The following is a 25,891-nucleotide window of genomic DNA, read 5'->3' as shown; positions in this document are numbered from 1 at the left end:
TAAGTGATCCTCACGGCCACAAAAAAGCCCCGACAGCGCGGGGCTTTTTACCGGGTGTTTCTACTTACTTGAACAGACCGCCCAAGGCTTTCACCGGGTCGGCCTTGGCTTCCTGTGTTTGCGGCTTGGCGTCGGCTTTGGCCTGGGTCTCAGCGAGTTTGTTGCAACCTTTGTTGATCTGGTCTTGAGCGGCTTTGAAGGCTTTTTCTTTGAGATCGTCTTTGGCGGCCTTGGCAGCATCGATCTTGGCTTGCAGGTCGTTGGCTTGTTGCTGGCAATCGCCGGAATTGCTCACGCCCAGTTTGGACGTCAGGGCACCACCCAGGGCGCTCAGGTCGGCAGCATGGGCCGGCAGGGCGAACAGGCTGAGCAGAAGGGCGGCAGGGGCGAGTGTGGAAATGCGCATGAAAACCTCAATGTTCGATTGCCTGCGCGCGTGTCTATCCCGGGCTGGCGCAGGGCAATATCCAAAAAAGGTGAAGGGCCCGAGAGGGCGCGGATTCTAGAGGGCCATTATTTGGCCTGCAAGTATTGGATCCAAAAAACGTGAAGGTCGTCCCGTAAACGCCAGCCATAAAAAAGCCCTGCCGGAGTAACCCGGCAGGGCTCTGTGCACCGCGAGCGATTACAGACCGGCAGCCGTGCGCAGGTCGTTGGCGCGGTCAGTTTTTTCCCACGTGAAGGTGGTGAAGGTGTCGTCGCCGACCGTCTTCTGCGCAGGGGTACGACCGAAGTGGCCGTAGGCTGCGGTTTCCTGATACATCGGGTGCAGCAGGTCGAGCATGGTGGTGATGGCGTAAGGGCGCAGGTCGAAGATCTCACGCACCAGCTTCACGATCTTGTCATCGCTGATCTTGCCGGTGCCGAAGGTGTTCAGCGAGATCGACGTAGGCTGGGCCACACCGATGGCGTAGGAAACCTGAATCTCGCAACGCTCGGCCAGGCCGGCTGCCACGATGTTCTTGGCCACGTAACGACCGGCGTAGGCAGCGGAACGGTCAACCTTGGATGGATCTTTGCCGGAGAAGGCGCCACCGCCGTGGCGGGCCATGCCGCCGTAGCTGTCGACGATGATCTTGCGACCGGTCAGGCCGCAGTCGCCCACCGGGCCACCGATGATGAACTGGCCGGTCGGGTTGATGTGGAACTGGGTGTCCTTGGTCAGCAACTCGGCAGGCAGCACGTGCTTGACGATCAGCTCCATCACGCCTTCACGCAGATCGGCGTAGGAAACGTCCGGGTTGTGCTGGGTCGACAGTACAACGGCGTCGATACCGACAACCTTGCCGCCTTCGTAACGGCAGGTCACCTGGGACTTGGCGTCCGGGCGCAGCCATGGCAGCAGGCCGGATTTACGAGCTTCGGCTTGCCGTTGCACAAGTTGGTGCGAGAAGGTGATCGGTGCTGGCATCAGCACGTCGGTTTCGTTGCTGGCGTAGCCAAACATCAAGCCCTGGTCGCCGGCACCCTGATCTTCAGGCTTGGCGCGGTCCACACCCTGGTTGATGTCGGGGGACTGCTTGCCGATGATGTTCATCACGCCGCAGGTCGCGCCGTCGAAGCCAACGTCGGAACTGGTGTAGCCGATGTCGGTGATCACGTCACGAACGATCTGCTCCAGGTCAACCCAGGCAGTGGTGGTCACTTCGCCGGCGATGATCGCTACACCGGTTTTCACCAGAGTCTCGCAGGCCACACGGGCGTGCTTGTCTTCAGCAATGATGGCGTCCAGCACCGCATCAGAAATCTGGTCGGCGATTTTGTCCGGATGCCCTTCAGACACGGACTCGGAGGTGAAAAGGGAGTATTCGCTCATCTCGATGTTTTCCTGATATTTACCGATGGTGAGTGTCGCCAGCCGGTCGCTGAAAGTGGCGGACCTGGATCTGGAAACCATTACGTAAACCTACATAGAGGCTTTCCCCGGGAACGAGTCCCGCAGCGGAGGCCCAACGGGCCAGATCGTCCTGTTCAAAGCCTAACCAGAGATCACCGCAGGCCTCCCTGGCCCAATTCTGGTTGTGGCTGCATAAGTCCGTAACCAACAGGCTACCGCCGGGATGCAGCAACCCGGCCATTTGCTTGAGGGCGTCGGCGGGGGCGGCGAAATGGTGCAAGACCATGTTCAGCACCACGCAGTCGGCCCGCAGGCTGGTGTGATTCAGGGCATCGGCCAACTGCAGGCTGACGTTGCCCAGTGCTTCGCGCTCGCACAGCTGGCGCGCCAGTTCGAGCATCGCCGGGCTGTTGTCGAGCGCCGTGACCTGTTGGAAGCGCCGCGCCAGTTCGGGCAGAAAGCCACCGTCCCCGGGGCCGACTTCCAGCGCCGTCGCCTCATCACTGAAGCTCAGCTTGTCCAGCAGTGCTAATACGCTTTCTCGGTACTGGGGCAGGCCGGCAATCAGGTCCTGCTGGGCGCGAAACTTCTCGGCGACCCGTGAGAAAAAGTCCTGGCTGGCGGCAGCCCGTTGCCCGTGGACCTGGCCGATGCGCGACTGTACGTCGCTGGGCAGGCTCACGTTATCCACTTCTTCGAGCAGGGCAGCGTGCAGCTTGCCGCCCAGCAGATCGGTGTGGGGCAGGGCACGGCGGTAGAAAATCGCGTTGCCTTCGCGGCGAGTGGCCACCAGGTCGGCCTGGGCGAGCACCTTCAAATGGTGGCTCATTCCGGACTGGCCGATGGCGAAGATCTGCGCCAGTTCCAGTACGCCGAAAGAGTCGTTGGCCAGTGCGCGCAACACGTTCAGGCGCAGCGGATCACCAGCGGCCTTGCATAAGGCTGCCAGCTCTTCGCCGTCGTCGGGACGCAGGGAGGGCACAGGTAGGTTCATAAGGCCAGCAGTCTAGTGACGGGTGGAAAACCCTGCAAGGCCAATATCAAAAAGTTTTGATATTGATCGATAAGTGGCGGTTATAAGCAGCCGCTATAGCCTTTAGACGAACGGGTGACCGGTTTCTGCAAGCGAATGGCGCCCAAAGCACAGGAAAAACGCCCTCAAGTGACTATCTGTGATTGCCCGCAGGCGGTGGCTGAGGGAAAATGCCGGTCCTTTTTTCCGTTTCTTTTCAGCAAACCCCAGGAGATCAGCGATGCCCAGCCGTCGTGAGCGTGCCAACGCCATTCGTGCCCTCAGCATGGATGCCGTGCAAAAAGCCAACAGCGGCCATCCAGGTGCCCCAATGGGCATGGCGGATATCGCCGAGGTGCTTTGGCGTGACTACCTGAAACACAACCCGAGCAACCCATCGTTCGCCGACCGTGACCGCTTCGTGCTGTCCAACGGCCACGGCTCGATGCTGATCTACTCGCTGCTGCACCTGACCGGCTACGACGTCACCATCGACGACCTGAAAAGCTTCCGCCAGCTGCACAGCCGCACCCCGGGTCACCCGGAATTCGGCTACACCCCAGGCGTCGAGACCACCACCGGTCCCCTGGGCCAAGGCCTGGCCAACGCCGTGGGCTTCGCGCTGGCTGAAAAAGTCCTGGGCGCACAGTTCAACCGCCCTGGCCACGACATCGTCGACCACCACACCTACGTGTTCTTGGGTGATGGCTGCATGATGGAAGGTATTTCCCACGAAGTCGCTTCCCTGGCCGGCACCCTGGGCCTGGGCAAGCTGATCGCGTTCTACGATGACAACGGCATCTCCATCGACGGCGAAGTCGAAGGCTGGTTCACCGATGACACCCCTAAGCGTTTCGAAGCCTACAACTGGCAAGTGATCCGCAACGTCGACGGCCACGATCCGGAAGAGATCAAGACCGCCATCGACACCGCCCGCAAGAGCGAGCAGCCGACCCTGATCTGCTGCAAGACCACCATCGGTTTCGGTTCGCCGAACAAGCAAGGTAAAGAGGACTGCCACGGCGCCCCACTGGGTGACGCGGAAATCGCCCTGACCCGTGAAGCCCTGAAGTGGAACCACGGCCCGTTCGAAATCCCGGCTGATATCTACGCCGAGTGGAGCGCCAAGGAAAAAGGCCTGGCGACCGAAGCCGAGTGGGACCAGCGTTTCGCGGCCTACTCTGCCGAATTCCCAGAGTTGGCCAACGAGCTGGTTCGCCGTCTTGCCGGTGACCTGCCTGCCGACTTCTCGGAAAAAGCCTCGGCCTACATCGCCGAAGTCGCGGCCAAGGGCGAGACCATCGCCAGCCGTAAAGCCAGCCAGAACACCCTGAACGCTTTCGGCCCGCTGTTGCCGGAAATCCTCGGCGGTTCGGCTGACCTGGCCGGTTCCAACCTGACCCTGTGGAAAGGCTGCAAAGGTGTGTCGGCTGAAGACGCCAGCGGCAACTACATGTACTACGGCGTACGTGAGTTCGGCATGAGCGCCATCATGAACGGCGTTTCCCTGCACGGTGGCCTGGTGCCTTACGGCGCGACCTTCCTGATGTTCATGGAATACGCCCGCAACGCCGTACGCATGGCGGCGCTGATGAAGAAGCGTGTGATCCATGTGTACACCCACGACTCCATTGGCCTGGGCGAAGACGGCCCGACGCACCAGCCGGTCGAGCAATTGACCAGCCTGCGCACCACGCCGAACCTGGACACCTGGCGCCCAGCCGACGCGGTGGAGTCCGCCGTGGCCTGGAAGCACGCCATCGAGCGCAAGGACGGCCCTTCGGCGCTGATCTTCTCGCGTCAGAACCTGCAACACCAAGTGCGTACCGACGCGCAGATCGCCGACATCGCCCGTGGCGGTTATGTGCTGAAAGACTGCGCGGGCGAGCCGGAACTGATCCTGATCTCCACCGGTTCCGAAGTGGGCCTGACCGTTCAGGCCTACGACAAGCTGACCGAGCAAGGCCGCAAGGTGCGTGTTGTTTCGATGCCGTGCACCAGCGTGTTCGAAGCCCAGGACGCCGGCTACAAGCAATCGGTTCTGCCGCTGCAAGTCGGCGCGCGTATCGCCATCGAAGCGGCTCACGCCGACTACTGGTACAAGTACGTGGGCCTGGAAGGTCGCGTGATCGGCATGACCACCTACGGTGAGTCGGCGCCGGCGCCAGCGTTGTTCGAAGAGTTCGGCTTCACCCTGGAAAACATCCTGGGTCAGGCTGAAGAGCTGCTGGAAGACTAAGGCTGTAAATTGGGGTGGCTGTGCTGGCCCCTTCGCGAGCAAGCCCGCTCCCACATTTGGAATGCATTTCAACTGTGGGAGCGGGCTTGCTCGCGAAGGCGGCGGCACATTCACCTCTTTACCCACGGTAATCGAGAACCTCATGCCTCAACCGCGTCCCTACAAAGTTGCACTCAACGGCTACGGCCGCATTGGTCGTTGCGTCTTGCGTGCTCTGTTTGAGCGAGGGGCGGCGGCCGGGTTTGAAATTGTGGCGATCAACGATCTGGCCGACATGGCCAGCATCGAATACCTGACACGCTTTGACTCCACCCACGGCCGGTTCCCAGGCGAAGTGCGGGTTGAGGGCGATTGTCTGCACATTAATGGCAACTGCGTGCAGGTCTTGCGCAGTGCCACCCCCGAAGGTATCGACTGGAAAGCACTGGGCGTCGACCTGGTGCTGGAATGTTCCGGTGTCTATCACACCCGCGCCGACGGCCAGCGTTTTCTCGACGCCGGCGCGCCGCGTGTGCTGTTTTCCCAGCCGATGGCCAGCGAGGCGGATGTCGACGCCACCATCGTCTACGGCATCAATCAGGATTGCCTGACCGGTGATGAGCTGCTGGTGTCCAACGCCTCCTGCACCACCAACTGCAGCGTGCCGTTGTTGCGTTTGCTGGATCAGGCGATCGGCCTGGACTACGTGTCGATCACCACGATTCACTCGGCGATGAACGACCAGCCGGTGATCGACGCCTATCACCATGAAGACTTGCGCCGTACGCGTTCGGCGTTCCAGTCCGTGATTCCGGTGTCCACCGGCCTGGCTCGCGGTATCGAAAGATTGTTGCCGGAACTTGCCGGGCGAATCCAGGCCAAAGCCGTACGGGTGCCGACGGTGAATGTGTCCTGCCTGGACATCACCATGCAAACCGTCAGCGACACTGATGCGACGGAGGTCAACCGGATCCTGCGCGACGCCGCCACCAGCGGCCCGCTCAAAGGCTTATTGGCCTACACCGAGTTGCCCCACGCCAGTTGTGATTTCAACCATGACCCGCATTCGGCGATTGTCGATGCCAGCCAGACCCGCGTTTCCGGCCCGAGGCTGGTGAACATCCTGGCCTGGTTCGATAACGAATGGGGTTTTGCCAACCGCATGTTGGATGTTGCGGAACATTATCTGCACATCGCCTCTAAACAACCTCAACAGTAATTCAGGAACTGCGACCCATGACCGTGTTGAAGATGACCGACCTCGATCTGCAAGGTAAGCGCGTACTGATTCGCGAAGACCTCAACGTCCCCGTCAAGGACGGTGTTGTCGCCAGCGATGCGCGAATCCTGGCCTCGCTGCCGACCATCAAGCTGGCCCTGGAAAAAGGCGCGGCCGTCATGGTCTGCTCCCACCTGGGTCGTCCGACCGAAGGTGAGTTCTCCGCTGAAAACAGCCTCAAGCCTGTCGCCGACTACCTGAGCAAAGCCCTGGGCCGCGACGTGCCGCTGGTGGCTGACTACCTGGGTGGCGTCGACGTCAAGGCCGGCGACATCGTGCTGTTCGAAAACGTGCGCTTCAACAAGGGCGAGAAAAAGAACAGCGACGAACTGGCCCAGCAATACGCGGCGCTGTGCGACGTGTTCGTGATGGACGCATTCGGTACCGCTCACCGCGCTGAAGGTTCGACCCACGGCGTGGCCAAGTTCGCCAAGGTGGCAGCTGCTGGCCCGTTGCTGGCTGCTGAACTGGACGCACTGGGCAAGGCCTTGGGCGCTCCGGCGCAACCGATGGCCGCCATCGTGGCCGGCTCCAAGGTGTCCACCAAGCTGGATGTGCTCAACAGCCTGAGCCAGATCTGCAACCAGTTGATCGTCGGCGGCGGCATCGCCAACACCTTCCTGGCCGCAGCCGGTCATCCGGTGGGCAAATCCCTGTACGAGCCGGACCTGCTGGATACCGCCCGCGCCATCGCCGCCAAGGTCAGTGTGCCATTGCCGGTAGACGTGGTCGTCGCCAAGGAATTCGCCGAAAGCGCAGAAGCCACCATCAAGCTGATCGCTGATGTGGCCGCCGACGACATGATCCTGGACATCGGCCCGCAAACCGCGGCCAACTTCGCCGAACTGCTGAAAGCCTCCCAGACCATCCTGTGGAACGGCCCAGTCGGCGTGTTCGAATTTGACCAGTTCGGTAACGGCACCAAAGTGCTGGCCAAAGCCATCGCTGAAAGCTCGGCATTCTCCATCGCGGGCGGTGGCGACACCCTGGCGGCCATCGATAAATATGGCGTTGCTGACCAGATCTCCTACATTTCTACCGGTGGCGGCGCATTCCTCGAATTCGTCGAAGGCAAAGTACTGCCGGCCGTTGAAGTGCTGGAAACCCGAGCCAAAGGCTGAGGCTCGTGATCCGGAAAAGGAGTATTCCCATGATCAAGTCGTTGGCACTGGTGATCGCAGCGGGCCTGTTGGCCGGCTGCGGCAGCACGCCAAGCGCGGCCCCGGAGGCGGGTAACCCTGCGCCGGGGCAGCCGAAAAAAAGCTGCTACCAGGCGGACTGGCAGGCCGAGACCATGCCGGTGATCAACAAGCGCATCGGCAACGAACGCTTGGAGAAATACGACGCCGCGCCCAACGGTCAGGAACAGGGGTGCCCTTGACGGGTCTGATCAACTGGCGGCCGTGGGCCGCCCTACGAGGATTGGCAATGAAAGGCGTTTTCGCCCTGGCAGCCGTGGCCCTGTTGGCCGGCTGCAGCAGCATGAACATGTTCACCAGCAAGGCCGAGCCTGCCGACAAGTGGACTACCTGGACCTGCGACAGCAAGGCCGAGGTCAACTGGCGCTTTGCTAATCAGGCTAAATCCGAGGTGGACGTACGCCTCGGCGGTTCCGACCAGGTTTATCGCCTTAAACAGGACGTTGCCGCTTCGGGCGTGCTGTATGCCAACGACCAACTGGCGTTTCACACAAAAGGTGAGGAAGGCCTGGTTTACTGGGTGGCCACCGACGATTTGATCGGCCGTGGTTGCAAAGCCCAGTAGTGGGATCAATGAAGATCAAATGTGGGAGCGGGTTTTGTGGCGAGGGAGCTTGCTCCCGCTGGAGTGCGAAGCGCTCCCAAGATCTTGGGGCCGCTGCGCAGCCCAGCGGGAGCAAGCTCCCTCGCCACAGCAAGCCAGCTCCCACATGATTCGGTTCCAGATTGGAATTTGGGTCAACCTATTAGCAATAACGATTCAGCAGGCCAAGGCTCAACCCCTTGATCTGCAATAACTTGAATAGCAGCCACCGCTACGGCAGGCTTGCACGATTAACGACCCTCGACCGGGAGAGACAACACAATGGCACTTATCAGCATGCGTCAAATGCTGGACCACGCAGCCGAGTTCGGCTACGGCGTCCCAGCCTTTAACGTCAACAACCTTGAGCAGATGCGCGCCATCATGGAAGCCGCTGACAAGACCGACTCCCCCGTGATCGTCCAGGCTTCGGCCGGTGCCCGCAAATACGCCGGCGCGCCGTTCCTGCGTCACCTGATCCTCGCGGCCATCGAAGAATTCCCGCACATCCCGGTGTGCATGCACCAGGACCACGGCACCAGCCCTGACGTGTGCCAGCGCTCCATCCAACTGGGCTTCAGCTCGGTGATGATGGACGGCTCCCTTGGCGAAGACGGCAAGACCCCAACCGACTACGAGTACAACGTACGCGTGACTCAACAAACCGTCGCCATGGCCCACGCCTGCGGCGTGTCGGTTGAAGGCGAGCTGGGCTGCCTGGGTTCCCTGGAAACCGGTATGGCCGGTGAAGAAGACGGCATCGGCGCCGAAGGCGTGCTGGATCACAGCCAAATGCTGACCGACCCGGAAGAAGCTGCAGACTTCGTGAAGAAGACCCAAGTGGACGCCCTGGCTATCGCCATCGGCACCAGCCACGGCGCCTACAAGTTCACCAAGCCACCGACCGGCGACGTGCTGGCCATCGACCGTATCAAGGAAATCCACAAGCGCATCCCTAACACCCACCTGGTGATGCACGGTTCTTCCTCGGTCCCGCAAGAGTGGCTGGCGATCATCAACCAGTACGGCGGCGACATCAAAGAAACCTACGGCGTACCGGTTGAAGAAATCGTCGAAGGCATCAAGTACGGCGTGCGCAAGGTCAACATCGACACCGACCTGCGCCTGGCATCCACCGGCGCCATGCGTCGCCTGATGGCCACCAACCCAAGCGAATTCGACCCGCGTAAGTTCTTCGGCGCCACCGTAACCGCGATGCGTGACGTGTGTATCGCACGTTATGAAGCGTTTGGTACTGCCGGTAATGCTTCGAAGATCAAGCCGATCTCGTTGGAAGCGATGTACCAGCGGTATTTGAAGGGTGAGTTGAACGCTAAGGTGAATTGAGCCTTAGACGTTTAAAAAGAAGCCCGCAGTGATGCGGGCTTTTTTGTGCCTGCCTTTGTAGGAGCTGGCTTGCCGGCGATCGTGGGCTACCACTCAACATATCTGTGACTGACACGCCGCAATCGCCGGCAAGCCGGCTCCTACAGGTATTGAGGCCGCTTTCACTCGTGATCAATATCCAACTTAGCAAACGTCACCCTTGCCCCCTCCTTGCTGTTCCCGCTGTTGTCCTGCACATACACCCCCGCCTTGAAATACAACGGCTTCGCGCCCCACGCCGCGCCGATGCGTTCGTTCCATTCCCCGTCGGCGGCATACACGCTTAACAGTCCGGCTTTGTTCAAGTTGATGACGTAAGTGAAGCTTTTCTCCAGCGGCACATTCGACGCCACGATGATCACCCGCCCTTCATCCTCATCCGGGCGCATGCGCACCTTGGCGACGATGTTGCCGGTCTGGGTCTTCTCCTTGAATTGGTATTCAAGCTTGATCAGCGGCTTCTGGCTGTCAAAGGCGTGAATCTGTCCGATCACGATCTTACCCGTGGAGGGCACCTGGTTGACGGTCAGGGTCGCACGCAGGAAGTTGTCGGCATCCGGGTAGGTCCAGTTGCGCAGGCGCCCATCGGCGTAGGTCTCGCGCAGTTCGCTGCGCGGGTAGATGGCGTTTTCGGTGCGGCTGCCGGTCACCGGGGTCCAGAATTGCACGTTGCTGCCTTCGGCCTGGAAATATTGGTCCTTGAAGCCGCTGAGCAGTTTCGGGGTGTCGATGGTCGCCGGTGGCGAGCCGACCGGAATGCTCAGGTTCCAGGTAGAGAGGTCGATCATGGCGTTGGCCTTTTACAGAGGGTGAAAGCTTTAGCCCGGGGGCTCACAGGTTCTTTATAGGCGCTGGCGGCTCACTTGTTAAACGGCTGATGGCGATTTATTGGCGTCAAGGGAATGCTAAAAAGCCATGTTTCCCGTGAATCGGGGCCTGCAGGGGTTGACCGTTAGTCGGCTTCCTGAGCTTTGGGTCAATGATGGCACCCGCGTCACTTCTGATTTTCGGGAACCGGGGCTAGAGTGAGGCCTCAGCGTTTGTCCGGGTTTTCTCTCAGAAATGACCGGAAGCACCCCAAGGAAGAGACGTAGCATGGATGGCGCCCCACACCACGGCGATGGCAGTTCGGTTCTTCTGGTGGTCGACGACTACCCGGAAAACCTGATCAGCATGCGCGCGCTGTTGCACCGCGATGACTGGCAGGTCGTCACCGCCAGCTCCGGTGTGGAGGCCTTGGAGCTGTTGCTGGCGCACGAAGTCGACCTGGTATTGCTCGATGTGATGATGCCTGGCATGGACGGCTTTGAAGTCGCACGGTTGATGCGCGGCAGCCAACGCACCCGCATGACGCCGATCATTTTCCTCAGTGCCCATGCGCAATCCCCATCTGCGGTGCTGGAAGGTTATGCCAGTGGCGCCATCGACTACCTGCTCAAACCCTTCGACCCCAATATTCTCAAGCCCAAGGTCCAGGCGTTGCTGGAGCACCAGCGCAACCGCCGCGCGCTGCAACGCCTGAGCCATGACCTGGAGTCCGCCCGCGCCTTTAATGCCTCGGTGTTGGACAACGCTGCCGAAGGCATCCTGGTGGTGAGTGAAGAGGGCGTGATCGAGTACGCCAACCCGGCCATTTCGCGCCTGCTCAACGCGACGCTCCAGGAGCTGCAAGGTCGGGAGTTCCTGGGTTTCCTGCAAAAACCCCATGTGCCCGTGTGGCTGGAGTCGCAGATGATGGCCGGGTATCGCAAGGGCGAGACCTGGCGCCTGCACGACGCCATCTTGCGTACCGATCGCGGCCAGCAGGTACCGGTGGCCATGTCCTGTGCGTCGCTGCCCGCCGAGCGCAAGGCGATGGTGGTGACGGTGCTGGACATGTCCGAGGTGCGCCACCTGCATCAGCAACTGGAGTTCCAGGCTGTGACCGACCCGCTGACTGGCCTGCTGAACCGGCGCGGGTTTTACCAAGCGGTGGAAAACACCTTGCTGCGCAACGAACGGAGCGAACAGTCCCTGGTCTTGCTGTACCTGGACCTGGATGGCTTCAAGCGGGTCAATGATTCGCTGGGCCATGACGCCGGTGACCGGGTGCTGCGCTGGGTGTCGGAGCAGTTGCAAAGCTGCCTGCGCTCCTATGATGTGCTGGGGCGGATGGGCGGTGATGAATTCACTGCGTTGCTGGAGCTGGAGTTTCCCGAGCAGGCAGCCAAGATTGCGGAAAAACTGATCGAACGGGTGTCGGTGTGCCAGCAGGTCGAGGGGCTGGATGTGATGCTCGGGGTCAGCATTGGCATCGCGACGTTCCCCGACTGCGGCTCGGACCTGAACGGCTTGCTGCGGGCCGCTGACATCGCCATGTACGAAGCCAAGCGGGCGGGGCGTCAGCAATATCGCTATTACGATCAGGAAATGAACGGCCGCGCCCGCTCGCGCCTGATGCTTGAAGACAGTGTGCGCACGGCCATCCAGAACAAGGACTTCACCCTGGTCTACCAGCCTCAGGTGGCCCTGGCCGATGGGCGGTTGCGCGGCGTCGAGGCGCTGTTGCGCTGGCAGCACCCCAGCGTCGGCGATGTGCCGCCCGGGCTGTTTCTGCCCCTGCTGGAAGAGGCGCGCCTGATCAGCCAGCTCAGTGCGTGGATCTACCAGCAAGTCGCGGCCCAGCGCCAGGCCTGGCAAGCCAGCTTCGACAGCGAGCTGGTGCTGAGCGTGAGCCTGAGCAGCAGCCAGTTCAACATGCCCAACCTGGCCAACCAGCTGCAGCAGGTGCTCGAACGACATGGGCTGCAGGGGCGGCAGTTGGAGGTGGAAATCAGTGAAGACAGCTTGATGAGCAACCTTGAAGAGTCGACCAAGCAACTGCGGCTGCTGCGCCAGATCGGCGTGCGGACCGCCCTGGATGACTTCGGTTGCGGCCATTGTTCATTGGCCCATTTGCGCGACCTGGAGTTCGATACCCTCAAGCTGGACCCGCGCCTGGTGGCGCGCCTGCCGGCCTCGGCGCGGGACGCGGCGTTGGCGCGCAGCATTATTGAGCTGTGTGGGCATTTTGATGTGCTGGTGGTGGCCGAGGGGGTCGAGACGCTGGAGCAATCCCAGTGGCTCAAGTCCAACGGTTGCCCATTTATCCAGGGGCCGTTGGCCGCGCAGCCGCTGATGGCAGAGGAAGTGGCGGGCTGGTCGTCCCCGCGCCTGCGCTGAATTCGCTACACTGGCGCCCATTCCAACCCTGTTGCAGACCCCATGACCGTCCTGAAATACCTCCAGGCCTATCCCGCCGCGCTCCAGGAGCAGGTGCGCCAGCTGATCGCCAAGGACCAGTTGGGCGACTACCTGGAAAAGCGCTACCCCGAGCGCCACGCTGTGCAGAGCGACAAGGCCCTGTACGCCTATGCCCTGGCCTTGAAGCAGGAACACCTGCGCAACGCGCCGGCCATCGACAAGGTGCTGTTCGACAACCGCCTGGACCTGACCCACCGCGCCCTCGGCCTGCACACCACGATTTCACGGGTACAGGGCGGCAATCTCAAAGCCAAGAAAGAGATTCGCATCGCCTCGTTGTTCAAGGAGGCGGCGCCGGAGTTTTTGCGCATGATCGTGGTGCACGAACTGGCGCACTTCAAGGAATCGGACCACAACAAGGCGTTCTACAAACTCTGCGACTACATGATGCCGGGCTACCATCAGGTGGAATTCGACCTGCGGGTGTACCTCACGTATCGCGACCTGCAGGGCAAACCCTGACCGCACAAGGCGACCACCATGGATGTGAGCAAGACAAAGAGCAGCTTCTACCGCCGCCTGTACGTGGCCTACCTGATCGACAGCGGGCTGGCCAGCAGCGTGCCTGCGCTGACCGACGTGACCGGCATGCCCCGGCGTACGGCGCAGGACACGATAGCGGCGTTGGCCGACCTGGATATCGTGTGTGAGTTCGAACAGGAAGACGGCGCCCGCAACCATGCGGGGCACTATCGGATTCGCAGCTGGGGGGCGATTGACCGGGGGTGGATTGAGGCGAATCTGGCGTCGGTGAAGCAGGTGCTGGGGTATCCCTGAAGCCCGACGGTGACCACACCGCCGCCATCGCAGGCAAGCCAGCTCCCACCTTTAGATGGGTGAACACAGTCCAGATAGGGGAGCCCCCACCTTTTGATGTGTGAACACTATCCAAATGTGCGAGCTGGCTTGCCTGCGAAGAGGCCCTCAGTCGCGCCGCATACCAATGTGTGGAATATCATCCTCAAGGTATTCCTCACCCGCCACCACAAATCCATACCGCCCGTAATACCCCTGCAAATGCGCCTGGGCTGATAGAAAAATGGGCGTCTCGGGCCAGATATCCTCAATGCGCTTGAGTGTTTCTTCCATCATCCGATGCCCCAGCCCTGTGCCACGCGCCACGGGCGCCACAATCACCCGCCCGATCACCACGTCACCGCCCTGGGTATCCGGGTCCAGCAAGCGCAGGTAAGCCACCAGCTTGTCGTCCTGCCATGCCATCAGGTGGTGGGTGTCGCCCGAGAGGTCTTGCCCGTCGAGGTCCTGGTAAACGCATTTCTGCTCGACGACGAAAACCTCATTGCGCAGGCGCAGGATGGCGTACAGCTGGTCCTTGCCCAGGTCATCGTGGTGTTTGCAGACCCATTCGACTGTCATGGTGTGCTCTCTTATCAAGTGTCTGTGTCGATAGTAAGCGTGGCGAGCGGCGCTGTCTAAATCTGGCTTTTTTGTGAATGGCGTCAATTTGCCATCATTCTGTGCATTCGCCGCTGACTTCTTTGTGTAATCTGCAATGCAGTCTCATTGATGAGCTACTGTTAGAACCTCAGGTTGAGCCTGAGCTCAGGCCAACGCCTGCCCGCCAAGGACTTTGAGCATGCCGCGATTTTCTCGTGCCGTTGCTTTGATTGGAATGTTGCTGCTGGCAACACCGGTGCTTGCACAGCGTCTGCGCCTGGTAGCGGATGCCTGGCCTCCCTTTACCGATGCCACCTTGATCAATGGCGGCCTGGCCACCGACATCGTGACCACGGCCCTGGCCCGTGCCGGGTATGCCAGTGACTTCGAACAGGTGCCCTGGGCCCGCGCGCTGATGGGTGTGGGGGACGGACGCTACGACGTGCTGGTCAATGCCTGGTACGACGATGCCCGCACCCAGCTGGGGCAGTTTTCCGGCGAATACCTGCTCAACCGCGTGCGTTTCATCAAGCGCCGCGACGACCTCATCGACTACCAGAATCTGGAGCAACTGCACGACGAATCGATTGCCGTGGTGCGCGGCTATGCCTATTCGCCAGCGTTCGACCAGGACACCCAATTGCAAAAAGTACCGGTGCATAACTTCGCCATGGCCGTGCGCATGCTGGCGGCACAGCGTGTGCGGCTGACGGTGGACGATGAGTACGTGGCCCGTTACTACCTGGCGCGGGAGTCACCGCGCGTGCGCAACGCGGTGGAGTTCGTGCCCAAGCCCTTGACTGAAAACAGCCTGCATATCCTGGTGAGCCTGAAGAACCCGCAGCATGAGCAGATCGTGGCCAGCTTCGACCGGGAAATTGCCAAGATGAAGGTCGATGGCAGCTATGAGCGGTTGATGAAGGAACATGGGATGTAGGGCCCTTAGGGCCTCTTCGCGAGCAAGCCCGCTCCCACATTGAACCGCGTACATCATTTGGAATGCGGCCGAATGTGGGAGCGGGCTTGCTCGCGAAAGCGATCTAAGCCTCGCTGGTATCCTTGATCAAATGCGCCGCCAACGTGCGCAACGGCCCCAACTGCCGACAGATCAGCGCCAACTGCGTCTGCACCAACCGCTGCCCTTCATCGATCTCATCGGGCATCTGCTCAAGGTCCGCCGCCAAGGCTTCCTCCGCATCACTCTGAATCGCAATCGGCTGTTTGTTCGCCAGCCCCGTGGCGATCTCATCAATACTCGCCGCCAATGAGTTGCCCGCGCCGTCGATCAAATGCTCGCGCACTTCGGCGGGCAATTGGGTTTCCCGGTGTGCGCCCAGGCCAGACAAATAACTCAGCAAGGTGTGCGACAACACCAGGAAGCGGAAGCCCACGTCGGCCTCCTTCCGGAAATGCCCCGGCTCCATCAGCATGTTGGCCAGGGTGGTCGACAGCGCGGCATCGGCGTTGTGTGCGTTACGGCGGGCCAGGCGATAGGCCAGGTCGTCGCTCTTGCCGGCCGCATATTGCTGCATGATTTGCCGAAGGTAGATGCTGTTGCACGTCAGGGTGTTGGCCAGCACCTTGTTCAAGCGACGGCCCTGCCAGTCCGGCAGGAACAGGAACACTGCCAGGCCGGCAATCAGGCTGCCCAGCAAGGTATCGAACAGCCGTGGCAGGAACAGCCCGTAGCCATCACCCACCTGGTTGAAGCAGAACAGCACCATCAAGGTGATCGCCGCCGTGGCCAGGGTGTAGCGGGTGGTACGGTTGATAAAGAACACCAGGCCTGCGGCGATGGCGAACAGCGATTGCACCAGCGGGCTGGGGAACAGGTCGAACAGCGCCCAGGCCACGGTCAGGCCGATGGCGGTGCCGACGATCCGCTGGCCAAGCTTGCGCCGGGTGGCGCCGTAGTTGGGCTGGCACACGAACAGGGTGGTGAGGATGATCCAGTAGCCTTGGGACGGGTGGATCAAATGCACCATGCCGTAGCCGACACTCAGCGCCAGCGGCAGGCGCAGCGCATGGCGGAACAGCAGCGAAGTTGGTGTGAGCTGGGTGCGCAGGCGCGTCCACATTTCCTTGAGGTTGCGCGGCGCACGGTCGAGCAGGCTGCTGTCGGTGGCGTCGGCCAGGGAATCGGGGTTGCTCGCGTCGCCCAGCAGGCGGTCGAGGGTGGACAGGTTGGCGGCCAGTGCGCGCAAGGAACGCAGCAGGCCGCGCCAGGCCGGGTTGCTCTGGATGCGCAGGTGTTCCAGGGAGGCGTTCAGGTCGCCCAGGGCTTCGGCAAAACTGTCGTCATAGATGAACGGCTGGCGCAGCTGGATCGACTCGGCCAGGGTCTGGCAGGCCTTGCCTTGCTGGCGCAGCAGGCGCTGGCAGCGGAACAGCACATCGCTGTGGAAGAAGGCTTCGGCCAGGGCGTTGTAGGGGTAGTGCGAGGAACTGGCGCGCTCGTGGATGTCCTGGGCCAGGAAGTACAGCTTCAGGTAGCGGCTGACCTTCGAGCCTGGGCGACCATTGCCCACGCGGTGCAGAATGATTTCCTTCGCCGCATTCAGTGCTGCGACCACACGGCCGTTTTGCTGGGCCAGTTCCAGGCGGCGTGCTTCCACGTCCAACTGGCGGATCGGCTCGAACAACGACGACTTGAGCTTGAGGTAGCGCCCCAGCTCGCGGAACAACCGCGCCAGGCTCTGTTGCACCGGCTGGTTGGAAAACAGCGCCTGCCACAACACCGACAGCACGCCATACCAGGCGGCGCCGGCCACCAGCAGCAAGGGCTCGTGCCAGAAGTCGGTCACCGCGCCGCCGCGCTGGTCCACGCCGATCATGGTGTACACCGACAGGATCAGCGTCGCCGAGGCAATCGCGCCGTAGCGTTCGCCCAAGGCACCAAGCATGGTCAGGCAGAAGCTGGCCAGGGCCAGGGCGATCGCGAAGATCCAGGGGTAGGGAAACAGCAGCTCCACCGACAGCGCGGCGATGCTGAAACACACCAGCGTCACCGCCAGGGCGTTGAGGCGGCCTTGCCAGCTGTCGTCGGTCTCGGCCAGGGCGCTGGCGATAATCCCCAGGAACAGCGGGATCAGCAGTGTCATTTCATCCTGATACCAGCACAGCGCCATGCTGCCGGTGAGGGCGATGAATACCCGAACGCTGTAACTGAATTTATCCAGCGCCCACAGGCGCCGCATGGACTGCTTGAACGAGGTCGATGACATGAAGTCTGGAGTCTTCCGGGACGATGCCGCTAAATTGAGCCAGTAATGACGCCACGGCAAGCGCGGCGATCACATCTAACAGCAAAATTTATTGCACCCCTGCACCTGAATGTGGAATGCAGCCAATGTGGGAGCGGGCTTGCTCGCGAAGGCGGCGTGTCAGTCGGCACATGTATGACTGATCCACCGCCTTCGCGAGCAAGCCCGCTCCCACATTTTTACTGTGTTGATTCAGACAAATTGCGCCGCTGCATAGCCCGAAGCCCAGGCCCACTGGAAGTTGAAACCGCCCAGGTGACCGGTCACATCCAGCACTTCGCCGATAAAATACAGGCCCGGGCTTTTCAGCGATTCCATGGTCTTGGACGACACTTCCCGCGTGTCCACGCCACCTAGCGTGACTTCCGCCGTGCGATAACCCTCGGTGCCCGCAGGCACTAACTGCCAGCTGCCGAGCTTTTGCGCGATGTCCGCGATTTCGGCGTGGGTGTATTGCTTCATCGGCTTGGAGGCGAACCAGGTTTCGGCCAGCAGGTTGGCCATCTTCTTGGTGAAGATCTCGCCCAGCAGGGTTTTCAGCTCACTGTTCGGGCGCTCGACCTGTTGCTGTTGCAGCCAGGTGTGGGCGTCGTGGTCGGGCAGCAGGTTGATCTCGACCGTATCGCCGCTTTCCCAATACGAGGAAATCTGCAAAATCGCCGGCCCGCTCAGGCCGCGGTGGGTAAACAGGAGGTTCTCGCGAAAGCTCTGGCCGTTGCAGCTCACCAGGCAATCCACCGAAGTGCCAGACAGCTCGCCACACAACTCCTTGAGCTGGTCGGTGATGGTGAACGGTACCAACCCGGCGCGGGTCGGCAGCAGTTCATGGCCAAACTGTTTGGCCACCTGATAACCAAATCCGGTGGCGCCCAGGGTGGGAATCGACAGGCCGCCGGTGGCGATCACCAGGGATTCGCAGCGCAACTCGCCCAAGGTGGTCTGCAACTGATAGCCGCCGTCGACCTTGGCAATTTCCTGGATCGAGGTGTCCAGGTGCAGGTCCACGCCGACCTGGATGCACTCGTCGAGCAGCATGCCGAGGATGTCACTGGACTTGTTGTCACAGAACAGCTGGCCGAGCTTCTTCTCGTGGTACGGCACGCCATGCTTGGCCACCAGCCCGATGAAGTCCCACTGGGTATAGCGGGCCAGGGCGGATTTGCAGAAGTGCGCGTTCTGCGACAGGAAGTTGGCCGGCTCGGTGTACATATTGGTGAAGTTGCAGCGGCCACCGCCGGACATCAGGATCTTCTTGCCGGCCTTGTTCGCATGGTCGATCAGCATCACCTTGCGCCCACGCCCGGCAGCGGTCAGCGCGCACATCAAGCCTGCGGCGCCGGCGCCAATGATCACAACTTCGGTCGAGCGCAAAACGGTGTCCTCATACAAATTCTGATTTGGAATACAGTCAAATGTGGGAGCGGGCTTGCTCGCGAATGCGGTGTACCAGTCAAATAATTAGGTGACTGATACACCGCATTCGCGAGCAAGCCCGCTCCCACATTTTGATCTCTGTGTAGCTAGAGATCTTTACAAGATCCGCACGCGCAACGAACGGCCCTTGATCTTGCCGTCGTTCAAGCGCTGCAACGCCTGCTTGGCGATCCCGCGTTCCACGGCCACGAACGCCTGGAAATCAAAGATCGCGATCTTGCCCACCTGGGCACCCGGAATCCCGGCTTCACCGGTCAGTGCACCCAGGATGTCACCCGGGCGAACCTTGTCTTTACGGCCAGCCGCGATGCACAGGGTGCTCATCTGTGGCAGCAACGGACCACCGCTTTGCGGTTTGAGGTTGTCCAGTTGGTCCCAGTTCAGCGGGGTTTTCTGCAACTGCTCGATGGCCTGGGCGCGATGCGCTTCGGACGGTGCTACCAGGCTGATGGCGATGCCGGTCTCACCGGCGCGGCCCGTACGGCCCACGCGGTGGATGTGGATTTCCGAGTCGCGGGCCAGTTCGACGTTGATCACCATGTCCAGCGAGTCGATGTCCAAGCCGCGTGCGGCGACGTCGGTAGCAACCAATACCGAGGTGCTGCGGTTGGCGAACATCGCCAGCACCTGGTCGCGGTCGCGCTGTTCCAGGTCGCCGTGCAGGCCAACGGCGGAAATACCCTTGGCCGTCAGGTGATCCACGGTTTCCTGCACTTGCTGCTTGGTAAAGCAGAACGCCACGCAGGAGGCCGGACGGAAGTGCGCCAGTACCTTGGTCACGGCGTCCATGCGCTCTTCCGGCGAGATCTCGTAGAAACGCTGCTCGATCTGGTCATCGGAGTGGAACGCTTCGGCCTTCACCTGTTGCGGCGCGCGCATGAACTTGGAGGCCAACTGCTTGATGCTCACCGGGTAGGTGGCCGAGAACAGCAGGGTCTGGCGGCGTGGCGGGGTCTTGCTGATGATGTCTTCGATGGCGTCGTAGAAACCCATGTCGAGCATGCGGTCGGCTTCGTCGAGGATCAGCGTGTTCAAGCCGTCCAGTACCAGCGAGCCCTTGCGTAGGTGCTGCTGGATGCGGCCCGGGGTGCCGACGATGACGTGGGCGCCGTGTTCCAGGGAGGCGATCTGTGGGCCCAGGGACACGCCGCCGCACAAGGTCAGTACCTTGATGTTGTCTTCGGCACGGGCCAGGCGGCGGATTTCCTTGGCAACCTGGTCGGCCAGCTCACGGGTCGGGCACATCACCAGGGCCTGGCAGCCGAAGTAGCGCGGGTTGATCGGGTTCAACAGGCCGATGCCGAAGGCGGCGGTCTTGCCGCTGCCGGTCTTGGCCTGGGCGATCAGGTCCAGCCCCTTGAGGATCACCGGCAAGCTTTGCGCCTGGATCTGCGTCATCTCGACATAACCCAGCGAGTCGAGGTTAGCCAGCATGGCGGCGGACAGGGGCAAAGTATTAAAAGCGGTGGCGATGGTAGTCACGGGACTGGCTCTGCAAAACAAAATGTCGCGCAGTGTACCAGTCTCAACGGAATTTCCCCGCAAGTTCTAGACGAGAAGCCTGTTAATGCTCGATGTCGTGCTCGCGGCTGACCACCCGTTTGCCATCGGTGGGCGACAGTTGCAGGAAGATCGCCGCCGCCAGCATCGCCATGATGCCCACGGTGAGGAAGGTCAATTGGAACGCGCCGAGCACGCTTTCCACGCCATCGTTGCCAGCCTCGGCAGTAAAACCGCCGAGCAGCGCACCGGCGCAGGCCACGCCGAGGCTCAGGGACAATTGCGCCACCACCGACAGCAAGCTGTTGCCGCTGCTGGCCTGGGCGTCGTCCAGGTCGATCAGGGTGACGGTGTTCATCGCCGTGAATTGCAGGGAGTTGATCGCCCCCAGGATCGCCAGCATGCAGAGCAGCAGCGGGTAAGGCGTGTGCTCGCTGACCAGGCCCATGCTGGCCAGCATGATGCCGAGGAACAAGGTGTTGCCGGTCAGCACGATGCGGTAGCCGAGCCGCTCGATCAGGGTGCGGGCGATGGACTTGGCGAACATCGCCGCCGCCGCCAGGGGCAACATGCTCATGCCCGCTTCCGACGGCGAGTAGCCCAGCGCCACTTGCAGCAGCAACGGCACCAGGAACGGCAGGGCGCCGCTGCCCAGCCGCGCGAACAGGTTGCCGAGGATGCCCACGGCAAAGGTGCGTGTCTTGAACAGCACCGGCGAGAACAGCGGGTTATCGATATGCCCGGCCCGCAACCAATAGGCCGCCAGGCACGCCAGCCCGCCGAACAGCAGCAACATCACTCGCAGGTGCGGCAGGTGCAGTTCGCCCAGGCCTTCCATGGCGATGGTGATCAGCACCATCGCCGCGCCGAACAGCAGGAAGCCCACGCTATCAAAACGCGTGCGTTCGCTGCCGCGCAGGTCGGGGATCAGTTTCCACACGGCGTAGCAACCGACCATGCCCACCGGCAGGTTGATCAGGAAGATCCAGTGCCAGGTCAGGTATTGCACCATCCAGCCGCCCATGGTCGGGCCGAGCAATGGGCCGAGCAGGCCGGGGATGGTAATGAAGCCCATGATCCGCACGAGCTCGGAACGGGGGTAGGCACGCAGCACCACGAGCCTGCCGACCGGCAGCATCAAGGCACCGCCCAAGCCCTGGATGACCCGCGCACCCACCAGCATGGTCAGGCTGCTGGACAGTGCGCACAGCAGCGAGCCAAGGGTGAACAGCATGATGGCGCCAAAGAAGATCTTCTTGGTGCCGAAACGGTCGGCGACCCAGCCTGAGGCCGGGATCAGCAAGGCGACGGTGAGCATGTAGGCGATCACCACGCCTTGCATGCGCAGCGGGTTTTCCGCGAGGTCCCGGGCCATGGCCGGCAGTGCCGTGTTGAGGATCGTCCCGTCCAGCGACTGCATGAAGAAGGCAATCGCGACCACCCAGGGTAGCCAGCGGGCGGTCTTGGCATCGAGCGGGACGCGATTCGGCATGGAAAACCCTTTTGTTAGCAGGCTATGTGTCGGCGATTATGCGCCATCCGTCGCTCCTTTTCCCACTGGCGGTTCGTCTATATCTGACAACGCGGCGTCCTTGCCTACCAAGAAGTCCAACAGCGCACGGTGCACCGCCAAGGCGGACTCGCGGGACTCCAGGTCGAGCAAATGGCCGGTGTGCTCGGCCACGGCAAAACTGCTGCGCCCTACGTATTGCTTGAACAACTGCGCCTCGGCGGCCGGGGTGTATTCGTCCAGCGTGCCGTTGAGAAAATGCACCGGCGTTTCAATCTGCTTGAGGGCCGGCAGGTAGTTGCCATCACCCAAGGCCAGCACCTGGTGGATATGAAAGCGCGCCTGACGGTACTCCGTGGTGGCCATGCTCGACAGGTGGCGATGGTTGTTGCGCTTGAGCCGGGGTGACAGGTATTTGCCGACGGTCTCGTTGAGCAAATGACCAACGGCCGACTTGTCATCGGCCTCGATCAGCACGCGCACACGCTCCACGTAGTCGAGCATGGCCTTATTGAGGTTGGGCGCCAGGGCCATCACCACCGAGCTTTCGATGGAGGGCGGGTTGTGGGCCAGGGTCAGCAGCGTGGAGATGCCGCCCCAGGAGGCCGACACTAGGTGGTTGACCTCAAAGCGCTCCACCAGGGCGCGGAGCATTTGCACCTCGTCGTCCTTGGTCACCAGGTCGAGGTCGGTGTTGTATTCGCGCGAGTAGCCCGAAAAGGGCAGGTCGAACAGCAACACGTTGAAGTGTTCCGCCAGGCATTTGCTGGTGCGCGCAAACGAGCGGGTGGTGGACAGCGCGCCGTTGACCATCAGCACGGTTTTCTTTTGCGGGTCGTTACCCAGTTGCTCTATGTGAACGTTGTAGTGCTTGAACAGCCTTTCAATGACAAAACTTCCATGGTTCATGTCAACGCTCCAGCTTGCCCTTTCCCGGGCAAGGTCGTGCATCACTTGGTCTCAAGTGGTTTAAGGGCGGCGGGGTTGGAATTATTGTTACCGCACGGACGTGGCTAGGTGCCACTAACCGTTATAACGGGGAATTTGGAGGGGAACAACAGGCCGAATGGCCAAAGTATGGAGAAGGGAAGCGTCGTCGCCGTGACGGTAATTCCCCTGTAGGAGCCGGCTTGCCGGCGATGGCGTCCTTAAGCGTGGTGCTTGGCTTACGGGCCCAATCGCCGGCAAGCCGGCTCCTACAAGGGGTGGGTTACAGGGTTAGGGTCAGGCGTTTGACCAGGGCGCCCGGTAGCAGATTGGACGCGGTGTTGCGCTGGCCGTAGGTGCTGGCCGACAACAGCAGTTCCCGATCAGCGGTCAGGGCTTCGAGTTGCGAGCCGAGCAGGCTGTACACGCTGTCATCAAAACGCATGGTGCTGACCGGCGCCTTTATCTCGCCGTCTTCCACCCAGAACGTGGCGAAACGCGTCATGCCGGTCAGGCGGGCGGCGGGCAGGTCGGAGTAGTTCAGGTACCACAGGTTGCTGATGTACAACCCGGTGCCCAACTGCTTGAGGATATCGGCCTGGGCCAAGTCGCCTGCCGCCATCTGCAAGGCGCTGGGGGATTCATCGCTGCTGGCGCCGTTAGTGCTCAAGCCATATTCGGCAGCACTGCGCGAGTTGATCAACTGGCCTTCGGCCTTGCCTGCATTGATCAGCGTGACATCGCCACGCGGGTAGCCTTCGGTGGAAAACCCCTGGCTCAGGGAACCACTGATCTGTTCATCCACCGTCACCAGCGGGCTCAGGGATTGCTCGCCGGCGTACAGCTTCTGCAACGAACTGCCTTTGCTGGCGATGGCCTGGGCAGAAAAACCACCCCAGGTGATGATGCTGATGATTTCTTCAATCGCCGCCGGGGACAGGTAGGCGCGGTATTGCCCGGGTGCGAGGGTGTGCAGCGGTCGGCCAAGGAACTCAAGTCTCTCGCGGGCCTGCTGGAAGCGTTCGGCGAACTCGGCGCTGTCCCAGGTGTGCCCGGCGTAGCTGGCTTTTACCGCTTCGCCATTGGCGTGGAACAGGCTGAAATCAAAGTTGAAGCTATTGGCGCGATGCCAGCCGAACGCACCGTCGGAGCTGGCGAAGCCACGGCTGATGGGGCCAGCGGCGTAGAACCCGACCAGGTCAACACCTTCAGCAGCCTGGCTGATTTCCTCCAACACCCGGGCCAGGTCAGGCAGCGGTCGCGTTTGTTCGTTGTTACTTTGCCAGGCGTTGTGATTGAGCAGCAGGTACGGGTCCTCTGGCAGCAGCGGCAGCGTTTCGCGCAGCTGTTGCAGGCCATCGGCGAGGCGCTGACGGTCCAGCTCCGGCTCGCCGGACAGGGTAATGCCCAGGTCGGCGTGGCGGCCGTCATTGATCAGTTTCAGGTTGAGGCTGGCCTGTTGCACCTGGCCCGCCTGGCGCACCTTGGCGTGGTTGAAGCGCACGAACTCGGACGCTTCATCGGCATAACCCAGGTGGAATTGCTCGTTGTCGGTGATGGCGTGCTTGAGCCATTCCACCAATGCCTTGAAGTTGTTCATCAGGCGTCTCCCCCAAATACATCGACATCACTGAATACGCAGGCGGGCGAGGCATGGCCGACGCGGATCACCTGGTTGGGTTCGCCTTTGCCGCAGTTGGGCGTGCCCAGTACCTTGAAGGTGGTGGCGTCGCCGACCGCGCTGAGGTTGCGCCAGAAGTGCGCGGAAATGGCGCGGTAGTTGGGGTTCTTCACCACGCCTTTGAGCTCGCCGTTCTCGATCAACTGGCCCCACTCGCAGCCGAACTGGAACTTGTTGCGGGCATCGTCGATGGACCACGAACGGTTGGTCGACATCAGGATGCCGTTTTCCACACCGCCAATCAGTTGCGCAAGGCTCTGATCGCCGGCTTCGATATTCAGGTTGGCCATGCGGTCGATGGGCGCGCGGTTCCAACTGCTGGCACGGCTGTTGGCCACGCCGCTCATGCCCGAACGAAATTGCGACAATGCGCCGCCCAGCGGCTTGAGCAGCAGCCCTTCGCGGATCAGGAACTGCTTGCTGGCGGCGGTGCCGTCGTCGTCATGGCCGTAGCTGGCGAGTTGCTCCGGGATGTCCGGGTCGAAGGTCACGTTGAGTAGTTTGGAGCCGTATTGCAGGTGGCCGAAATCGCTGGCCTTCACAAAGCTGGTGCCGGCGTAGTTGCGTTCATCACCGAGAATGCGGTCCAGTTCCAGCGGATGGCCGATGGACTCGTGGATCTGCAGGATCATCTGGTCGGGCATCAGCAACAGGTCGCGCGGGCCGTTGGGCGTGTTGGGCGCGAGCAGCAGTTGCAGGGCTTCGTCGGCGATGCGCGGTGCGGCACCCACCAGGCCGAAACGGCTGATCACATCAAAGCCGCCCTGCTGGCCGAAGTTGCTGCCGCCCAGGGTGCGGGTCTGGCTGTCGTTGCCGTCGTAGGCGGTGACGTTGACGCCAGGGAACACAAAACGCTGGGCCTGGCGCAGTTCGGCGCCGGCGTTGTTGAGGTAGATCTGTTCGACGTGGGTCAGGCCGAGGCTGACTTCCCAGTTCACCAGGCGCTCATCCTTCGGTACGGCGGCCGACTCGCTGCCGAGCAATGCGTAGCAGTCGCTCAAGGAAGGGAAGGGCTGTTGAAGCTCGGGCGACAGGTAGTCGGCGACGTCGCTGGAGACGTGTTGATCGCGCAGGTCGAGCAGGGCGTGGGGCTTGATCTGCCGCGCTTGCTGTTCGGCGCGTTCGAGGGCGGCTTGCAGGCCCGCGAGGGAAATATCGTTAGTGGCGGCGTAGGCTTCGACGCCGTTGAGGCGCACGGTGAGCATTGCGCCTTCGTCGTGGCTCAGGTGGGGCGGCTCGGCGACGTTCTTGCGGACCGACAGGTATTGGCCGGATTCGCGGACGTAACGCAGCGAGAAGAATTCGGCGCGGGTGCGCAGGGCACTGAAGTGCTGCTTGAGTGTGGCGTGGTAGTCGAACATGTGGCCTTCCTTGTGGGCGGC

At 61.5% G+C, this 25,891-nt stretch carries 22 protein-coding genes; 10 read left to right on the top strand and 12 right to left on the bottom strand.

Annotation, left to right across the window (positions count from 1 at the left end):
* Nucleotides 1–64: 64 nt before the first annotated feature.
* The 3 genes from M2394_RS08645 to M2394_RS08635 all read right to left on the bottom strand — a co-directional run bounded on the left by M2394_RS08645 (nucleotide 65) and on the right by M2394_RS08635 (nucleotide 2,831).
* Nucleotides 65–406 carry a hypothetical protein gene (locus tag M2394_RS08645; RefSeq protein ID WP_178920083.1) on the bottom strand — a complete coding sequence of 114 codons (342 nt, stop codon included), beginning with the start codon at nucleotides 404–406 and terminating at the stop codon, nucleotides 65–67.
* A 219-nt stretch (nucleotides 407–625) separates the two neighbouring features.
* A complete protein-coding gene (gene metK, locus M2394_RS08640) occupies nucleotides 626–1,816 on the bottom strand; it encodes a methionine adenosyltransferase (protein WP_178920084.1) in 1,191 nt (396 codons plus the stop codon).
* A 19-nt stretch (nucleotides 1,817–1,835) separates the two neighbouring features.
* Nucleotides 1,836–2,831 (bottom strand): metalloregulator ArsR/SmtB family transcription factor, encoded by a 996-nt coding sequence (locus tag M2394_RS08635; RefSeq protein WP_259172148.1) that lies wholly within the window; start codon nucleotides 2,829–2,831, stop codon nucleotides 1,836–1,838.
* Between the two features lie 259 nt (nucleotides 2,832–3,090).
* On the opposite strand from M2394_RS08635, the gene tkt reads away from it, so the two are divergent.
* The 6 genes from tkt (at nucleotide 3,091) to fba (ending at nucleotide 9,475) form a co-directional block, all read left to right on the top strand.
* The gene (tkt, locus tag M2394_RS08630) at nucleotides 3,091–5,088 is read left to right on the top strand and encodes a transketolase (protein ID WP_178920086.1); all 1,998 of its coding nucleotides are present in this window, start codon (nucleotides 3,091–3,093) and stop codon (nucleotides 5,086–5,088) included.
* 142 nt (nucleotides 5,089–5,230) lie between these two features.
* The gene (gene epd / locus M2394_RS08625) at nucleotides 5,231–6,286 is read left to right on the top strand and encodes an erythrose-4-phosphate dehydrogenase (protein WP_016977753.1); all 1,056 of its coding nucleotides are present in this window, start codon (nucleotides 5,231–5,233) and stop codon (nucleotides 6,284–6,286) included.
* A gap of 17 nt (nucleotides 6,287–6,303) precedes the next feature.
* Nucleotides 6,304–7,467 carry a phosphoglycerate kinase gene (locus tag M2394_RS08620; protein WP_178920087.1) on the top strand — a complete coding sequence of 388 codons (1,164 nt, stop codon included), beginning with the start codon at nucleotides 6,304–6,306 and terminating at the stop codon, nucleotides 7,465–7,467.
* A 29-nt stretch (nucleotides 7,468–7,496) separates the two neighbouring features.
* Nucleotides 7,497–7,727 carry a hypothetical protein gene (locus M2394_RS08615; RefSeq protein ID WP_176996715.1) on the top strand — a complete coding sequence of 77 codons (231 nt, stop codon included), beginning with the start codon at nucleotides 7,497–7,499 and terminating at the stop codon, nucleotides 7,725–7,727.
* A 47-nt stretch (nucleotides 7,728–7,774) separates the two neighbouring features.
* Nucleotides 7,775–8,110, top strand: a complete 336-nt coding sequence (locus tag M2394_RS08610; RefSeq protein ID WP_178920088.1) for an MliC family protein — start codon at nucleotides 7,775–7,777, stop codon at nucleotides 8,108–8,110.
* Between the two features lie 300 nt (nucleotides 8,111–8,410).
* Nucleotides 8,411–9,475, top strand: coding sequence for a class II fructose-bisphosphate aldolase (gene fba / locus M2394_RS08605; protein ID WP_003177554.1), 1,065 nt, complete (start codon nucleotides 8,411–8,413; stop codon nucleotides 9,473–9,475).
* A 161-nt stretch (nucleotides 9,476–9,636) separates the two neighbouring features.
* On the opposite strand, the gene M2394_RS08600 is transcribed toward fba, so the two are convergent.
* Nucleotides 9,637–10,302, bottom strand: coding sequence for a polysaccharide lyase family 7 protein (locus M2394_RS08600; protein ID WP_259172134.1), 666 nt, complete (start codon nucleotides 10,300–10,302; stop codon nucleotides 9,637–9,639).
* 307 nt (nucleotides 10,303–10,609) lie between these two features.
* Here M2394_RS08600 and M2394_RS08595 point away from each other — a divergent pair, with 307 nt between their 5' ends.
* The 3 genes from M2394_RS08595 to M2394_RS08585 are packed head-to-tail and all read left to right on the top strand — an operon-like array spanning nucleotide 10,610 to nucleotide 13,573.
* Nucleotides 10,610–12,715, top strand: a complete 2,106-nt coding sequence (locus M2394_RS08595) for a bifunctional diguanylate cyclase/phosphodiesterase (protein ID WP_259172132.1) — start codon at nucleotides 10,610–10,612, stop codon at nucleotides 12,713–12,715.
* 42 nt (nucleotides 12,716–12,757) lie between these two features.
* Nucleotides 12,758–13,258 carry a M48 family metallopeptidase gene (locus M2394_RS08590; protein WP_176996707.1) on the top strand — a complete coding sequence of 167 codons (501 nt, stop codon included), beginning with the start codon at nucleotides 12,758–12,760 and terminating at the stop codon, nucleotides 13,256–13,258.
* Between the two features lie 18 nt (nucleotides 13,259–13,276).
* Nucleotides 13,277–13,573: a helix-turn-helix domain-containing protein gene (locus tag M2394_RS08585; protein WP_178920092.1), complete on the top strand. Its 297-nt coding sequence runs from the start codon at nucleotides 13,277–13,279 to the stop codon at nucleotides 13,571–13,573.
* Nucleotides 13,574–13,720: 147 nt separating this feature from the next.
* On the opposite strand, the gene M2394_RS08580 is transcribed toward M2394_RS08585, so the two are convergent.
* The gene (locus M2394_RS08580) at nucleotides 13,721–14,173 is read right to left on the bottom strand and encodes a GNAT family N-acetyltransferase (protein ID WP_178920093.1); all 453 of its coding nucleotides are present in this window, start codon (nucleotides 14,171–14,173) and stop codon (nucleotides 13,721–13,723) included.
* Nucleotides 14,174–14,393: 220 nt separating this feature from the next.
* Between M2394_RS08580 and M2394_RS08575 the strand changes: the two genes are divergently transcribed.
* Nucleotides 14,394–15,131, top strand: a complete 738-nt coding sequence (locus M2394_RS08575) for an ABC transporter substrate-binding protein (RefSeq protein WP_259172127.1) — start codon at nucleotides 14,394–14,396, stop codon at nucleotides 15,129–15,131.
* Between the two features lie 103 nt (nucleotides 15,132–15,234).
* On the opposite strand, the gene yccS is transcribed toward M2394_RS08575, so the two are convergent.
* From yccS to M2394_RS08540, 7 genes are all read right to left on the bottom strand, one after another.
* Nucleotides 15,235–17,418, bottom strand: a complete 2,184-nt coding sequence (yccS, locus tag M2394_RS08570; protein WP_178920095.1) for a YccS family putative transporter — start codon at nucleotides 17,416–17,418, stop codon at nucleotides 15,235–15,237.
* Nucleotides 17,419–17,649: 231 nt separating this feature from the next.
* Nucleotides 17,650–18,828, bottom strand: a complete 1,179-nt coding sequence (locus M2394_RS08565) for an NAD(P)/FAD-dependent oxidoreductase (protein WP_178920096.1) — start codon at nucleotides 18,826–18,828, stop codon at nucleotides 17,650–17,652.
* Nucleotides 18,829–18,987: 159 nt separating this feature from the next.
* A complete protein-coding gene (gene dbpA, locus M2394_RS08560) occupies nucleotides 18,988–20,325 on the bottom strand; it encodes an ATP-dependent RNA helicase DbpA (RefSeq protein WP_256349848.1) in 1,338 nt (445 codons plus the stop codon).
* 130 nt (nucleotides 20,326–20,455) lie between these two features.
* Nucleotides 20,456–21,883, bottom strand: coding sequence for a multidrug transporter subunit MdtD (mdtD, locus tag M2394_RS08555; RefSeq protein WP_178919853.1), 1,428 nt, complete (start codon nucleotides 21,881–21,883; stop codon nucleotides 20,456–20,458).
* 36 nt (nucleotides 21,884–21,919) lie between these two features.
* A complete protein-coding gene (locus tag M2394_RS08550; protein ID WP_259172123.1) occupies nucleotides 21,920–22,810 on the bottom strand; it encodes an alpha/beta fold hydrolase in 891 nt (296 codons plus the stop codon).
* Nucleotides 22,811–23,111: 301 nt separating this feature from the next.
* Nucleotides 23,112–24,428 (bottom strand): TldD/PmbA family protein, encoded by a 1,317-nt coding sequence (locus M2394_RS08545; protein ID WP_259172122.1) that lies wholly within the window; start codon nucleotides 24,426–24,428, stop codon nucleotides 23,112–23,114.
* Complete coding sequence (locus M2394_RS08540; RefSeq protein WP_178919856.1) at nucleotides 24,428–25,870, bottom strand: TldD/PmbA family protein; 1,443 nt, start codon at nucleotides 25,868–25,870, stop codon at nucleotides 24,428–24,430. The genes M2394_RS08545 and M2394_RS08540 overlap by 1 nt, the downstream gene beginning before the upstream one ends.
* Nucleotides 25,871–25,891: the final 21 nt, after the last annotated feature.

The organism is Pseudomonas sp. BIGb0164 (assembly GCF_024810135.1).
Taxonomy (GTDB): domain Bacteria; phylum Pseudomonadota; class Gammaproteobacteria; order Pseudomonadales; family Pseudomonadaceae; genus Aquipseudomonas.
This window is presented reverse-complemented; position numbering and strand designations above follow the sequence as displayed.

Excerpts from the sequence above, each read along its gene's own strand:
- M2394_RS08645 (WP_178920083.1), bottom strand. The coding sequence starts at position 406 with ATGCGCATTTCCACACTCGCCCCTGCCGCCCTTCTGCTCAGCCTGTTC.
- metK (WP_178920084.1), bottom strand. The coding sequence starts at position 1,816 with ATGAGCGAATACTCCCTTTTCACCTCCGAGTCCGTGTCTGAAGGGCAT.
- M2394_RS08635 (WP_259172148.1), bottom strand. The coding sequence starts at position 2,831 with ATGAACCTACCTGTGCCCTCCCTGCGTCCCGACGACGGCGAAGAGCTG.
- tkt (WP_178920086.1), top strand. The coding sequence starts at position 3,091 with ATGCCCAGCCGTCGTGAGCGTGCCAACGCCATTCGTGCCCTCAGCATG.
- epd (WP_016977753.1), top strand. The coding sequence starts at position 5,231 with ATGCCTCAACCGCGTCCCTACAAAGTTGCACTCAACGGCTACGGCCGC.
- M2394_RS08620 (WP_178920087.1), top strand. The coding sequence starts at position 6,304 with ATGACCGTGTTGAAGATGACCGACCTCGATCTGCAAGGTAAGCGCGTA.
- M2394_RS08615 (WP_176996715.1), top strand. The coding sequence starts at position 7,497 with ATGATCAAGTCGTTGGCACTGGTGATCGCAGCGGGCCTGTTGGCCGGC.
- M2394_RS08610 (WP_178920088.1), top strand. The coding sequence starts at position 7,775 with ATGAAAGGCGTTTTCGCCCTGGCAGCCGTGGCCCTGTTGGCCGGCTGC.
- fba (WP_003177554.1), top strand. The coding sequence starts at position 8,411 with ATGGCACTTATCAGCATGCGTCAAATGCTGGACCACGCAGCCGAGTTC.
- M2394_RS08600 (WP_259172134.1), bottom strand. The coding sequence starts at position 10,302 with ATGATCGACCTCTCTACCTGGAACCTGAGCATTCCGGTCGGCTCGCCA.
- M2394_RS08595 (WP_259172132.1), top strand. The coding sequence starts at position 10,610 with ATGGATGGCGCCCCACACCACGGCGATGGCAGTTCGGTTCTTCTGGTG.
- M2394_RS08590 (WP_176996707.1), top strand. The coding sequence starts at position 12,758 with ATGACCGTCCTGAAATACCTCCAGGCCTATCCCGCCGCGCTCCAGGAG.
- M2394_RS08585 (WP_178920092.1), top strand. The coding sequence starts at position 13,277 with ATGGATGTGAGCAAGACAAAGAGCAGCTTCTACCGCCGCCTGTACGTG.
- M2394_RS08580 (WP_178920093.1), bottom strand. The coding sequence starts at position 14,173 with ATGACAGTCGAATGGGTCTGCAAACACCACGATGACCTGGGCAAGGAC.
- M2394_RS08575 (WP_259172127.1), top strand. The coding sequence starts at position 14,394 with ATGCCGCGATTTTCTCGTGCCGTTGCTTTGATTGGAATGTTGCTGCTG.
- yccS (WP_178920095.1), bottom strand. The coding sequence starts at position 17,418 with ATGTCATCGACCTCGTTCAAGCAGTCCATGCGGCGCCTGTGGGCGCTG.
- dbpA (WP_256349848.1), bottom strand. The coding sequence starts at position 20,325 with ATGCTGGCTAACCTCGACTCGCTGGGTTATGTCGAGATGACGCAGATC.
- mdtD (WP_178919853.1), bottom strand. The coding sequence starts at position 21,883 with ATGCCGAATCGCGTCCCGCTCGATGCCAAGACCGCCCGCTGGCTACCC.
- M2394_RS08550 (WP_259172123.1), bottom strand. The coding sequence starts at position 22,810 with ATGAACCATGGAAGTTTTGTCATTGAAAGGCTGTTCAAGCACTACAAC.
- M2394_RS08545 (WP_259172122.1), bottom strand. The coding sequence starts at position 24,428 with ATGAACAACTTCAAGGCATTGGTGGAATGGCTCAAGCACGCCATCACC.
- M2394_RS08540 (WP_178919856.1), bottom strand. The coding sequence starts at position 25,870 with ATGTTCGACTACCACGCCACACTCAAGCAGCACTTCAGTGCCCTGCGC.